The 12,292-nt window shown below is 69.7% G+C and carries 12 protein-coding genes; 6 read left to right on the top strand and 6 right to left on the bottom strand.

From position 1 onward, the window contains the following. Window positions 1–7: 7 nt before the first annotated feature. On the bottom strand, window positions 8–1,603 hold the full coding sequence (locus CLM62_RS01150; RefSeq protein WP_095747995.1) for a Na+/H+ antiporter: 1,596 nt from the start codon (window positions 1,601–1,603) through the stop codon (window positions 8–10). A 63-nt stretch (window positions 1,604–1,666) separates the two neighbouring features. Here CLM62_RS01150 and CLM62_RS01145 point away from each other — a divergent pair, with 63 nt between their 5' ends. The 3 genes from CLM62_RS01145 to CLM62_RS01135 all read left to right on the top strand — a co-directional run bounded on the left by CLM62_RS01145 (window position 1,667) and on the right by CLM62_RS01135 (window position 3,732). Then, window positions 1,667–1,927: a UBP-type zinc finger domain-containing protein gene (locus CLM62_RS01145; protein WP_095747994.1), complete on the top strand. Its 261-nt coding sequence runs from the start codon at window positions 1,667–1,669 to the stop codon at window positions 1,925–1,927. Window positions 1,928–2,197: 270 nt separating this feature from the next. Beyond that, window positions 2,198–2,611 (top strand): anti-sigma regulatory factor, encoded by a 414-nt coding sequence (locus CLM62_RS01140; protein ID WP_004925829.1) that lies wholly within the window; start codon window positions 2,198–2,200, stop codon window positions 2,609–2,611. Continuing rightward, on the top strand, window positions 2,608–3,732 hold the full coding sequence (locus CLM62_RS01135; protein WP_095747993.1) for an RNA polymerase sigma factor SigF: 1,125 nt from the start codon (window positions 2,608–2,610) through the stop codon (window positions 3,730–3,732). Before CLM62_RS01140 ends, CLM62_RS01135 begins: the two co-directional genes overlap by 4 nt. A gap of 53 nt (window positions 3,733–3,785) precedes the next feature. On the opposite strand, the gene CLM62_RS01130 is transcribed toward CLM62_RS01135, so the two are convergent. Next, a complete protein-coding gene (locus CLM62_RS01130) occupies window positions 3,786–4,226 on the bottom strand; it encodes a hypothetical protein (protein WP_095747992.1) in 441 nt (146 codons plus the stop codon). Between the two features lie 116 nt (window positions 4,227–4,342). Here CLM62_RS01130 and CLM62_RS01125 point away from each other — a divergent pair, with 116 nt between their 5' ends. Both CLM62_RS01125 and CLM62_RS01120 read left to right on the top strand, forming a co-directional pair. Then, the gene (locus tag CLM62_RS01125) at window positions 4,343–5,311 is read left to right on the top strand and encodes a diacylglycerol kinase family protein (protein WP_095747991.1); all 969 of its coding nucleotides are present in this window, start codon (window positions 4,343–4,345) and stop codon (window positions 5,309–5,311) included. A gap of 320 nt (window positions 5,312–5,631) precedes the next feature. Further along, complete coding sequence (locus CLM62_RS01120) at window positions 5,632–5,889, top strand: WhiB family transcriptional regulator (protein WP_006142322.1); 258 nt, start codon at window positions 5,632–5,634, stop codon at window positions 5,887–5,889. Between the two features lie 175 nt (window positions 5,890–6,064). Here the strand turns inward: CLM62_RS01120 and CLM62_RS01115 are convergent, their stop codons facing one another. Beyond that, a complete protein-coding gene (locus CLM62_RS01115) occupies window positions 6,065–7,531 on the bottom strand; it encodes a sensor histidine kinase (protein WP_095748027.1) in 1,467 nt (488 codons plus the stop codon). Window positions 7,532–7,999: 468 nt separating this feature from the next. Between CLM62_RS01115 and nagB the strand changes: the two genes are divergently transcribed. Next, entirely contained in the window at window positions 8,000–8,785 is a 786-nt protein-coding gene (gene nagB / locus CLM62_RS01110; RefSeq protein WP_095747990.1) for a glucosamine-6-phosphate deaminase, read from the top strand. Window positions 8,786–8,859: 74 nt separating this feature from the next. On the opposite strand, the gene CLM62_RS01105 is transcribed toward nagB, so the two are convergent. Genes CLM62_RS01105 through CLM62_RS01095 form a run of 3 tightly spaced genes read right to left on the bottom strand, consistent with a single transcriptional unit; the run spans window position 8,860 to window position 12,209 of the window. Then, on the bottom strand, window positions 8,860–10,365 hold the full coding sequence (locus tag CLM62_RS01105) for a glycoside hydrolase family 3 protein (protein WP_095747989.1): 1,506 nt from the start codon (window positions 10,363–10,365) through the stop codon (window positions 8,860–8,862). Window positions 10,366–10,374: 9 nt separating this feature from the next. After that, complete coding sequence (locus CLM62_RS01100) at window positions 10,375–11,217, bottom strand: carbohydrate ABC transporter permease (protein ID WP_095748026.1); 843 nt, start codon at window positions 11,215–11,217, stop codon at window positions 10,375–10,377. A 5-nt stretch (window positions 11,218–11,222) separates the two neighbouring features. After that, window positions 11,223–12,209, bottom strand: a complete 987-nt coding sequence (locus CLM62_RS01095) for a carbohydrate ABC transporter permease (RefSeq protein ID WP_095747988.1) — start codon at window positions 12,207–12,209, stop codon at window positions 11,223–11,225. Window positions 12,210–12,292: the final 83 nt, after the last annotated feature.

The raw sequence follows: 12,292 nt of genomic DNA, 5'->3' as shown, positions 1-12,292 counted from the left end.
GCGCGCCCTACGCCGCCTCCCGGTAGGCCGCCGCCTCCTCCAGGTCCAGCCTGCGCAGCAACGTCCGCAGCATCTCGTCGTCGATGTACCGGCCGTCGCGCAGCTTCACGAACACCGAGCGCTCGGCACCGATCATCTCCCGGGCCAGTCGCCGGTAGGTCTCGTCGACGCTCTCTCCGGTGAGGGGGTTGACCTGGCCGAGGCGTTCCCAGACGGCGTTGCGGCGGCGTTCCAGGACCGCGCGCAGACGGTCGGCCAGCGGTCCCGGAAGGGCGTTGTGCTCGTCGGAGAGGAGTTCGTCCAGGCGCCGCTCGGCGGCCCGGGAGGCCTGCGCCTGGGCGTTCGCCTCCGCGAGCGTCTCGGCTTGCGCGTCCCGGCCGGGCAGCTTCAGCAGGCGGATCAGCGGGGGCAGGGTCAGGCCCTGGAGGACCAGCGTCCCGATGACCGTGGTGAAGGTCAGGAAGAGGATCAGGTTGCGCTCGGGGAAGGGTTCGCCGCCGTGCATGGTCAGTGGGATCGAGAAGGCGATGGCGAGGGAGACCACGCCTCTCATCCCGGCCCAGGCGATGACGAACGGCCCCTTCCAGGTCGGGTTGTCCTCGCGCTCCCGGATCCGCTTCGACAGCAGGCGGGGCAGGAAGGTCGCCGGATACACCCACACGAACCTGGATGCGACCACGACGAGGAAGACGGCCACCGCGTACCCGGCGGCGGGACCGCCCTCGTACTCCCCCAGGCCCTCGATGATCACACGCAGTTGCAGCCCGATCAGGGCGAACACCGCCGACTCCAGGACGAACGCGACCATCTTCCACACGGCCTCCTCCTGGAGGCGGGTCGCGAAATCGACCTGCCACGCGCGGTGCCCGAGGTAGAGCGCGACGGTCACGACCGCGAGGACACCGGAGGCGTGCACCTGCTCGGCGGCCGCGTACGCGACGAACGGGATCAACAGGGACAGCGTGTTCTGCAGCAGCGCCTCCTTCAGGTGGGTGCGCAGCCAGTGGATCGGCGCCATGAGCACCAGCCCGAAGCCGATCCCGCCGATCGCCGCGACCAGGAACTCGGCGATACCGCCGGCCCAGGTGGCACCCTCGCCGACCGCCGCCGCCAGGGCCACCCGGTAGGCGGTGATCGCGGTGGCGTCGTTCACCAGGGACTCGCCCTGCAGGATCGTGGTGACCCGGGAGGGCAGCCCCACCCGGCGCGCGACCGCCGTCGCCGCGACCGCGTCCGGCGGCGCCACAACCGCGCCCAGCACGAGCGCCGCGGTCAGCGGCAGGCCCGGCACGATCAGGTAGGCGGCCCAGCCCACGGCGAAGGTCGCGAAGAGCACGTACCCCACCGACAGCAGCGCCACGGGCCGCAGCTGCGCGCGCAGATCGAGGTACGAGCTGTCGGTGGCCGCCGTGTACAGCAGCGGGGGCAGAATCAGCGGCAGGACCACGTGCGGGTCGAGGGTGTACTCCGGGACCCCGGGGACGTACGAGATCACGAGTCCCGCGGCGACCAGCAGCAGCGGCGCCGGCACAGGCGTCCGCCGGGCTGCCGCCGCGATCGTGGCACTGCCCGCCACCAGCAGCAGCAGTGGCATCACGTCCATGATCCTCGCCCACCCTCACTCATCCGCGCGGATTATCCGCACAGCCGTCGTAATCTGGCAATCATGAAACAGTGCACGCATGCCGACGCGTTGCCGCACCCCGAACCCGAGCCGCTCAGCGAGACCTGCCTGGAGTGCCTGGCCGACGGCACGCACCCGGTACAACTGCGGCTGTGCCTCCAGTGCGGTCACGTCGGCTGCTGCGACAGCTCGCCGCACCGGCACGCCACAGAGCACTACAAGGACTCCGGTCACCCGGTGATGCGGACCTTCGAGCCCGGTGAGAACTGGCGCTGGTGCTTCGTCGACCACGTACTTGTGTGATCCTGGGAGGCCCAGGACGGCTCGGGTTCCGGACGGTTCGACCGTCTGACGCCTGGGTACGTCAACCCGGCGCGCCCTCTTCCCAATTGGGCACGCAAACCCCCTAGCCACGGAGCGTATCCGTGTGTTTACTATGAGTGACAGCAAGGGGTTGGGGTCCTGGGGACAGGAAAGTTCAGAGCGCGATAGCGTCACCGCTGAACGACGTATCGCGTTACCCCGGGGGGCGACCCTCGGCCCCGTAGAGCTTGTACCACCTTGGAGGTGAGGGTGTCCCAGATCGCAGGCGAGCCCGCGACCCAGGACTTCGTGGAAGTCCGGCTGCCGGCTGCGGGTGCCTACCTGTCGGTGCTGCGTACGGCCACGGCCGGCCTCGCGGCGCGTTTGGACTTCACCCTCGACGAGATCGAGGACCTGCGCATCGCGGTCGACGAGGCCTGCGCGATCCTGCTCCAGCAGGCCGTGCCCGGCTCGGTGCTCAGCTGTGTCTTCCGGCTCGTCGACGACTCGCTGGAGGTCACCGTCTCGGCGCCGACCACGGACGGTCACGCCCCTTCGCGGGACACCTTCGCCTGGACCGTGCTGTCGGCCCTCGCGGGCAAGGTCTCGTCGGCCGTCGACGAGGACAAGACCGTTTCGATCAGCCTCTACAAACAGCGCGGCGCGGGACCCGGGCCGGCGTGAGGAACGGGGACGGGCCGGTGCGGGACGAAGAGCGCGGCACACGGGAGCTGCCGGCCGCCGAAGGCACGGGCGGTCCGAGCACGTCCCGACGCATGGACGGCATCGATGGCATCGACGGCATCGACGGCATCCCGGAGCAGGCCAGGCCGCACCCGGTGGACGACTCCGCGGAGACCGGCTTCCCGGACGGCGGCCAGGGTGATCGGGAGGGTGCCGTGCAGAGCGCGCCTCTGGACGGACGGATCGGGGTGTCCCCTGTCCGAGCCCAGGCGAGGGCTCGGGGAAGGGCTACGGGCGGGACGATGAGCGAGCACGAGCGAGATGACGAGACGGCCGCGCGGAGCGTGCAGGCCACGCAGCGCGACCCTCAGGACCGCAGCGGGGCGCGTGCCATGTTCCTCGAACTGCGCACCCTGAAGGACGGCAGCCCGGAGTACGCGGAGCTGCGCAACCAGCTGGTCCGTATGCACCTGCCGCTCGTCGAGCACCTCGCGCGCCGCTTCCGCAACCGCGGCGAGCCGCTGGACGACCTCACCCAGGTCGCCACCATCGGCCTGATCAAGTCGGTCGACCGCTTCGACCCGGACCGCGGGGTGGAGTTCTCGACGTACGCGACCCCGACGGTCGTCGGCGAGATCAAGAGGCACTTCCGCGACAAGGGCTGGGCGGTGCGCGTACCGCGCAGGCTCCAGGAGCTGCGCCTGGCCCTGACGACGGCCACGGCCGAGCTGTCGCAGTTGCACGGCCGCTCCCCCACGGTGCACGAGCTGGCCCAGAAGCTGGCCATCTCGGAGGAGGAGGTCCTGGAGGGCCTGGAGTCCGCCAACGCGTATTCCACGCTGTCCCTGGACGTCCCCGACACCGACGACGAGTCCCCGGCGGTCGCGGACACCCTCGGCGCCGAGGACGAGGCGCTGGAGGGCGTCGAGTACCGCGAGAGCCTCAAGCCGCTCCTCGAGGACCTGCCCCCGCGCGAGAAGCGGATCCTCCTGCTGCGCTTCTTCGGCAACATGACCCAGTCGCAGATCGCGCAGGAGGTCGGGATCTCGCAGATGCACGTGTCGCGGCTGCTGGCCCGGACACTGGCACAGCTGCGGGAGAAGCTGCTGGTGGAGGAGTGATCCCACAAGGGTCGGTCCCGGCAGGGATCACTCCGGCTGATCACTCCGGCAAGCTACTCCCGCGCGTTGCCGGGCCCCCGGATCCCGAGGGCCCGGGTCGTCTCGGCGTTGACGAGCAGGACGAGCGCGGTGACGGCCACGAGCGCGAGCGCGATTCCGGCCGGAATCGCCATGCTGTCGGCCTGGAGCAGGTTGTAGGCCACCGGCAGCGCCAGGATCTGCGTGATCACGGCCGGGCCCCGGCTCCAGCTGCGCCGGCCGAGCAGCCCGCGGGCGGCGAGCAGCGGCAGCAGCGCGAGGACGATCAGCGTCACACCGCCGGTGACGGCCTGCTGCCGGTCGTCCGCGTCGCCCATGAGGCCGAGGACGATGATCCAGACCCCGCCGATCAACAGCGCGAGCCCCTCCAGCGCGGCGAGCGCAGCGGCGTACGTCAGGCGCCGCGGGCGCGGACCGGCGGATTCGGGGGTCGTGGAGGTCTTCTCACTGCTCACCCCAGCAGGGTAGCCCTCGCCGTGCACGCCCCCGTGGTGAGGTTCACGCACCGAGGTCTTACTCGATCCCTACCTCGCCCTGTGCCCGGTACCGCCCAGTAGGTACTCTGCAACCCATGCGTGCACTTCTCGTGGTCAATCCGGCGGCAACCACCACAAGCGCACGTATGCGTGACGTTCTGATCCACGCGCTCGCGAGCGAGATGAAGCTCGAGGTGGTCACCACCGAGTACCGCGGCCACGCGCGCGACCTGGGCCGGCAGGCATCGGAGAGCGCGGACGTCGACCTGGTCGTGGCTCTCGGCGGCGACGGCACGGTCAACGAGGTCGTCAACGGCCTGCTGCACGCCGGCCCCGACCCGGACCGCCTGCCCGGCCTCGCCGTGGTCCCCGGCGGCTCCACCAATGTCTTCGCCCGTGCCCTGGAGCTGCCCAACGACGCCGTGGAGGCCACCGGCGCCCTGCTGGACGCCCTGCGCGAGGGCCGCGAACGCACGGTCGGACTGGGACTGGCCTCGGGCACGCCCGGCTCGGACGACGAGGCGGTGCCGGCGCGCTGGTTCACCTTCAACGCGGGTCTGGGCTTCGACGCCGGCGTGGTCGGGCGGGTCGAGCAGCACCGCGAGCGCGGCAAGAAGTCCACGCACGCTCTTTACGTACGCCAGGTGATGCGCCAGCTCCTCGGCGAGCCCAACCGTCGGCACGGCACGATAACGCTGGAGCGGGCGGACGAGGAGCCGATCACCGATCTGGTCCTCTCCATAGTCTCGAACACCTCCCCGTGGACGTTTCTGGGCAATCGCCCGATCTACGCGTCACCTAAGGCCTCGTTCGATACCGGGCTCGACGTATTCGGTCTCAGCCGCCTGTCGACGACCGCGGTTGCCCGGTATGGCACCCAGTTGCTCACTTCGTCCCCCGAGCGGGGACCCCATGGCAAGCACGCCGCAACGCTGCATGACCTGAGTGAGTTCACCTTGCATTCGAAGGTGCCACTCCCCCTCCAGATGGACGGCGACCACCTCGGACTGCGTACGAGCGTGACGTTCACAGGCGTACGCCGTGCACTGCGTGTGATTGTGTGAGCAGAAGGGGCTAAAGTCCTTTCACTCGAACGTTTAGGCCAGCATCCACCCCATGGAAGTACGGCTGTGACCTAGTCGACACCGAGGAATCAAAAAAAACTTTCCGGAAGGGGTTGTATCCGTCGCTGAGGTTTGCGAGTCTCTACGTGGCGATCGGGACGGCCCGCAACACCGGCCTCCACTGATCACCAGAACCCCTCTTCAACTCACAGGACCCACGCCAGGGAACCTGGCGGTCGGCCCTTCACTTGTTGAGGGATTCGTGAAAGCGTTCACATTCACAAGCAACTTGCATGTAATACCAAGGAGAGGTAGCAGCCATGGACTGGCGTCACAACGCCGTTTGCCGCGAGGAAGACCCCGAGCTCTTCTTCCCCATCGGCAACACCGGTCCTGCGCTGCTGCAGATCGAGGAAGCCAAGGCCGTCTGCCGTCGCTGCCCCGTTATGGATCAGTGTCTGCAGTGGGCGCTCGAGTCCGGTCAGGACTCCGGCGTCTGGGGTGGTCTCAGCGAGGACGAGCGCCGCGCCATGAAGCGCCGCGCCGCCCGCAACCGGGCCCGTCAGGCCTCCGCCTGACAACACCCGCCCCGCAAACAGCCTGAGCTTGGCGGCGCGTACAGCGAGTACGCTTCCTCCCGCCCCCGAGCCGCAGCGCGCAGTACCCCCGATGCGCAGCAAATGCTGGCAACGAGCATGTTGCCCCGGCCCCCTGAACGGGCCGGGGCTCTTTGCTGTGCGCAGCCGCTGTCGGCTACTTGTGCGCCCGCACCGGGATGTCCAGGATCACCCGCGTGCCGCCTTCCGGTGCCGGGACCATGTCGAACGTGCCGCCCAACTCGCCCTCCACCAGGGTCCGTACGATCTGCAGCCCGAGGTTGCCACCGGTGTGCGGGTCGAAGCCCTCGGGCAGGCCGACGCCGTCGTCCTGGACGGTGACCAGGAGGCGGGCCTCCTTCGTGGTGCCGCCGCGGACCGCGGAGACCTCGACGGTTCCGGTGTCGCCCTCACGGAAGCCGTGCTCCAGGGCGTTCTGGAGGATCTCGGTCAGGACCATCGACAGGGGCGTGGCGACCTCGGCGTCCAGGATGCCGAAGCGGCCGGTACGCCGGCCGGCGACCTTGCCCGGGGAGATCTCGGCGACCATCGCGAGGACGCGGTCGGCGATCTCGTCGAACTCCACGCGCTCGTCCAGGTTCTGGGAGAGCGTCTCGTGCACGATCGCGATCGAGCCGACCCGCCGTACCGCCTCTTCCAGGGCTTCGCGGCCGCGATCGGACTCGATGCGCCGGGCCTGGAGCCGGAGCAAGGCCGCCACCGTCTGGAGGTTGTTCTTGACGCGGTGGTGGATCTCCCTGATCGTCGCGTCCTTGGTGATCAACTCGCGCTCGCGGCGGCGCAGTTCGGTGACGTCCCGGAGCAGGACCAGGGAACCGATGCGCGTGCCCTTGGGCTTGAGCGGGATCGCGCGGAACTGGATCACCCCGTCGGGCGACTCGATCTCGAACTCCCTCGGCGCCCAGCCGCTGGCGACCTTGGCGAGCGCTTCGTCCACCGGCCCGTGGGTCGGGGCGAGTTCGGCGGTGGTCTTGCCGAGGTGGTGGCCGACGAGGTCGGCGGCGAGGCCGAGGCGGTGGTAGGCGGACAGGGCGTTCGGGGAGGCGTACTGGACGAGGCCGTCCGCGTCGAGGCGGATCAGGCCGTCGCCGACGCGGGGCGAGGCGTCCATGTCGACCTGCTGGTTCGCGAACGGGAAGGAGCCGGCCGCGATCATCTGCGCCAGGTCCGAGGCGCTTTGGAGATACGTCAGTTCCAGGCGGCTCGGGGTGCGCACGGTGAGGAGGTTGGTGTTGCGGGCGATGACGCCGAGGACGCGGCCCTCCCGTCGTACGGGAATCGACTCGACGCGGACCGGGACCTCCTCGCGCCACTCCGGGTCGCCCTCGCGCACGATCCGGCCCTCGTCCAGGGCGGCGTCCAGCATGGGGCGGCGGCCGCGCGGGACGAGGTGGCCGACCATGTCGTCCTGGTACGAGGTGGGGCCGGTGTTGGGACGCATCTGGGCGACCGAGACGTACCGGGTGCCGTCGCGGGTGGGGACCCACAGGACCAGGTCGGCGAAGGAGAGGTCGGACAGCAACTGCCACTCCGAGACCAGCAGGTGCAGCCACTCGAGGTCGGAGACGTCGAGGGCGGTGTGCTGGCGGACCAGCTCGTTCATGGAGGGCACGTGTGCGAGCGTACCTGGGCATGTGGAACGGCCCGAAAAACACCCGCGGGCCGCGGCGCCTGAGAGGGACCCTCAACCCTCCCGGCACCGCAGCCCGGAGCAATATCGGCCGTGGGGTGTGCGGTCCCGGTCGGCCGAAGGATGAGGAGCCGGGGCAGTCAGGGCAGAGAGCTCCGGATCCTCGGTCCGCCCTCCTGTGCGGGGAGGACGGATGTCCTTACGCATTCTGGACTAGACCACTATGTGTGTCCATGCGTTGGAGGCTGTTCGTTGTTGGGGCTTTCTCACGCAGCCTAACCCGTTTGGGTTGCCGTGGGGGCCAGATGGCCATGGCAATTTCCGCGAGAGGTTCACCGACCCAGGGGAACGTGGACAGACGTGGGTGGCAGCATCTCGGCCGGAGAGACCGATTCTGCTAGATTGGTCTAAACCACATGTCTTGAGATCGGCAGGCCCAGCGTGGAAGTTGTCATCGTTCCGGACGCCAGGTCGGGCGGCGAACTGATCGCCGAGGCCATGGCACAGCTGCTCCGGCGCAAGCCCGACGCCCTGCTCGGCGTGGCCACCGGCTCCACGCCGCTGCCCATCTACGAGGCGCTGGCGGACAAGGTGCGTGCCGGTGCCGTGGATGCCTCGCGGGCGCGGATCGCGCAGCTCGACGAATACGTGGGGCTGCCGGCCGAGCACCCGGAGTCGTATCGCTCGGTGCTGCGGCGCGAGGTGCTCGAACCGCTCGGGATCGGGATGGACGCGTTCATGGGGCCGGACGGCACGGCCGAGGACGTGCCGGGGGCGTGCGAGGCGTACGACAGGGCACTGGCCGAGGCCGGCGGGGTGGATCTGCAGTTGCTCGGGATCGGGACCGACGGGCACATAGGGTTCAACGAGCCGTGCTCGTCGCTGGCCTCGCGGACGCGGATCAAGACGCTGACCGAGCAGACCCGGATCGACAACGCGCGCTTCTTCGACGGGGACATCGAGCAGGTGCCGCACCACGTGATCACGCAGGGCATCGGGACGATCCTGGAGGCACGGCACCTGGTGCTGCTGGCGACCGGCGAGGGCAAGGCGGACGCGATCGCCGCGACCGTCGAGGGACCGGTGGCGGCCGTGTGCCCGGCCTCCGCGCTCCAGCTGCACCCGCACGCGACGGTGGTGGTCGACGAGGCCGCCGCGTCCAAGTTGAAGCTCGCTGAGTACTTTCGCTACACGTATGCCAACAAGCCGGACTGGCAGGGGATTTAGAAGCGTGCGGCACGCAGTGCACGGGAAAGGCGCCGGGCTCCCTGAACAAGGGTCCGGCGCCTTCTTCGTAAGGGCTACGCGCCCGCGATGATCTCCGCCGCCGCCCGGCCGCAGACGCGGGCCGCGCCGTGGGTGGCGAGGTGGAGGGCGCCTCGCGGGGTGGCCTGTGGGAGGCCCATTTCGACGACGATCGTGTCGGGGCGGGCCGCGAGCAGGGCGTCGAGGGCCGCCGCCATCCAGGGGTGGCGGTGTTCGTCGCGTACGACGGCCACGATGCGGCGGGGGCCGGCCGCCCGCAACGCCGTGCGGGCGGTGTCCTCATCGGTGAAGGTGCCCGTTTCCGTGCCGGGGAGCAGGCGGGAGAGCTCCGCGGCCACGCCCCACGGGGTCTCGTCGCCCACGGCGAAGTTCGCCATCGGGGTGAGGGCGGCGACGTAGGGCGGTTCGGTGAGGGGGGTGAAGTGCTCGGCACCGGTGAGGCGCAGGGCGCGGCGGGCCGCGTGGAGGCCGATGTCGCTGCCGGCGGAGCCCGCAAGGGCATCCCCCGCCGACGCCGTCCACCGGGCCAGGGCCCGAACCCGTTCCGCCGCGTCCGCCAGGCGTTCCTCGGGGAGTTCGCCGGAGCGTACGGCCGTGATCAGGGCGTCGCGCAGGCGCCGTACCGTCTCGTCGTCCGCCAGGCCGCCGCCCACGCAGATGGCGTCGGCGCCGGCCGCGAGGGCGAGGACGCTGCCGCGTTCGATGCCGTAGGTGCCGGCGATGGCCTGCATCTCCATGCCGTCGGTGACGATCAGGCCGTCGTAGCCGAGGTCGCCGCGGAGGAGGTCGGCCAGGATCGGGCGGGAGAGCGTGGCCGGGCGGTCCGGGTCCAGGGTCGGGACCAGGATGTGCGCGGTCATCACCGCACGGCTGCCGGCGGCGATCGCCGCGCGGAACGGGGCGAGTTCGCGGTCCGACAGCACCTGAGGTCCCGCGTCGATGCGCGGCAGCGCGTGGTGTGAGTCGACCGCCGTGTCGCCGTGGCCGGGGAAGTGCTTGGTGCAGGCGGCGACTCCTGCCGACTGGAGGCCGGTAACGTAGGCCGCCGTGTGCCGGGCGACCAGGTCGGGGGCGGCGCCGAAGGACCGTACGCCGATCACCGGGTTCGACGGGTTGGAGTTCACGTCGGCCGAGGGGGCCCAGTTGAGGTTCACCCCGCAGGCGGCGAGGCGGCGGCCGAGTTCGAACGCCACCTCCCGGGTCAGCTCCACATCGTCCACCGCGCCCAGCGCGTGGTTGCCGGGGAAGGAGGAGCCGGTCCGCACCTCCAGGCGGGTGACGTCGCCGCCCTCCTCGTCGATGGCGACCAGGACGTCGTCGCGTTCGGCGCGCAACTGGGCGGTCAAGGCGGCCAGTTGCTCGGAAGTGGCGATGTTCCGGCCGAACAGGCCGACCGAGGCGAGGCCCTCGCCGAGGCGGCGCAGCAGCCAGTCGGGGGCTGTGGTGCCCGGGAAGCCGGGCTGGAGGACGGTCAGGGCATCGCGCGTCAGGCCGTCTTTTTCCGAATTAGATGCAGTCGTACCGCGGGCGAGTGTCGTCATCGGGTGGCGTTATCCCTTCACGGCGCCCGCGGTCAGGCCCGCGGCCATCTTGCGCTGGACGAGGAGGAACAGGACGACGATCGGCAGGGCCATCATGGTCGATCCGGCCATCATCGGGGCGTATTCGGTGCCGTGCTTGGTGGTGAAGTTGCCGAGCCAGACGGTCGCCGTCTGGTTCTTCTGGCTGAGCAGCATGAGGGCGTACAGGTACTCGTTCCAGGCCTGGATGAAGCCGTAGACCGAGGTGGCGACCATGCCGGGGGCCAGCAGCGGGAACACCACCCGGATGAAGGCGCTCGTGCGGGAGCAGCCGTCGACCATCGCCGCCTCCTCCAGCTCCCTCGGGATGTTGACGATGAAGCCCCTCAGCGTCCACACCGTGAACGGCAGGATGAAGGTCAGGTACGTGATGATCAGGCCGGTCAGCCTGTCGTACTGGCCCAGGTCGTTGAGCAGCAGGAACACCGGGATGATCATGGCGACCAGCGGGACCATCTGGACCGCGAGGATGCCGACGATGACGATCTTCCGGCCGCGGAAGGCGAAGCGGGAGATGGCGAGCGCGGCCAGCATGCCGACGACCATGCCGATCAGGACGACCGCGAGGGACACGACCAGGCTGCGGCCGACCGGTCCCCAGAAGTCGGCGATGTCCAGCGCCCGGCCGAAGTTGGACAGGGTGAGACCCGTGGGCAGCACGCTCGGGTCCGGGTCGATGGCGTCCTTGGCCGGTTTGAACGCCGTGTTGAGCATCCAGTAGACGGGGAAGCCGGCGGTGACGAAGACGAGGAGACCGAGGAGGTTCCAGCCGGCCTTCGACTTCCGGCGCACGGGAGTCGTCAGCGTACTCATGCTGGTCATTCGACGTCTCCGATCTTCAGCATCTGGCGCATGTAGACGGCGACCACGCCGAGCAGCAGCACCACGGTGAGCAGGGCGATCGCCGAGCCCTGCGCGTAGTCGTTGACCACGAAGGCGCGGTCGTAGGAGTAGGTGGTCAGGAGCTGGAACTCGGCTTCCGGGTGGCCGTTACGCATCACGAAGACCTGCGGGAAGACGCCCATGTCCCAGATGACCGACAGGGTCGTGAGCATCACGATGATCGGCTTGAGGATGGGGAGGGTGACGTACCGGAAGACGCCCCACGCGCCCGCGCCGTCGAGGCGGGCCGCCTCCTCCAGTTCCTTGGGGACCTGGGTGAGGCCGGCGCTGAGCGTGATCACGACGAAGGGCACGGCTCCCCACACCACCAGCAGCATGATCACGGCCAGGCCCTGCGGCCCGCTGGCGAACCAGTTGTGGCCGATCATCTCCACACCCGGCAACTTGCTGAGCAGCGCGTTGAGGATGCCGTAGTCGGCGTCGAACAGCCACTTGAAGACCGTGGTGGCGACGATGATCGGCATGCCCCAGCTGGCCACCAGCGCGATGTTGACCAGCGTCTTCACCCAACCGGAGACCCGCTGGAGCAGCAGCGCGATCAGCATGCCGACGACCATCGTGAAGATCACGCAGCCGGCCGCGAAGACGATCGTCCGTACGACGACCGCCCAGAACTCGCCGTCGCCCAGCACCTTGGTGAAGTTGTCGAACCCGACCGACTCGGCCGGCTGGAAGCCCCACAGCTGGGACTGCCCGAACTTCTGGAAGGAGAGGGTGACCAGGCGGACCAGCGGATAGCCGAGGACGAGCGCCAGGATCAGCAGGCAGGGCGCGAGCAGCAGCCAGGGGGTACCGGTCCCGCTCGACGGCCGCTTCCTGGGGGGCGCGGCCAAAAGAGGTGGTGGCGGCGCCTGCCGCGGCGGCGGCACCTTGGCAGGGGTGGTCGTGTCTGCGGCAGTCATCCGCGCGCTCCTCAGCGGTCCCTCGGGTCGTACGAAAGCGGAGCCCCCACGGGCAGGTCGTACGGCAGGCAGGGCCCCGCCTC

Origin of the sequence: Streptomyces sp. SA15, from assembly GCF_002291145.1 — a bacterium.
Lineage (GTDB): Bacteria > Actinomycetota > Actinomycetes > Streptomycetales > Streptomycetaceae > Streptomyces.
The sequence above is the reverse complement of the archived record's forward strand: the minus strand, read 5'-3'. Positions and strand labels throughout refer to the sequence as shown.

Excerpts from the sequence above, each read along its gene's own strand:
- CLM62_RS01105 (WP_095747989.1), bottom strand. The coding sequence starts at position 10,365 with ATGACGACACTCGCCCGCGGTACGACTGCATCTAATTCGGAAAAAGAC.
- CLM62_RS01150 (WP_095747995.1), bottom strand. The coding sequence starts at position 1,603 with ATGGACGTGATGCCACTGCTGCTGCTGGTGGCGGGCAGTGCCACGATC.
- CLM62_RS01095 (WP_095747988.1), bottom strand. The coding sequence starts at position 12,209 with ATGACTGCCGCAGACACGACCACCCCTGCCAAGGTGCCGCCGCCGCGG.
- CLM62_RS01115 (WP_095748027.1), bottom strand. The coding sequence starts at position 7,531 with ATGAACGAGCTGGTCCGCCAGCACACCGCCCTCGACGTCTCCGACCTC.
- CLM62_RS01125 (WP_095747991.1), top strand. The coding sequence starts at position 4,343 with ATGCGTGCACTTCTCGTGGTCAATCCGGCGGCAACCACCACAAGCGCA.
- CLM62_RS01120 (WP_006142322.1), top strand. The coding sequence starts at position 5,632 with ATGGACTGGCGTCACAACGCCGTTTGCCGCGAGGAAGACCCCGAGCTC.
- CLM62_RS01145 (WP_095747994.1), top strand. The coding sequence starts at position 1,667 with ATGAAACAGTGCACGCATGCCGACGCGTTGCCGCACCCCGAACCCGAG.
- CLM62_RS01100 (WP_095748026.1), bottom strand. The coding sequence starts at position 11,217 with ATGAGTACGCTGACGACTCCCGTGCGCCGGAAGTCGAAGGCCGGCTGG.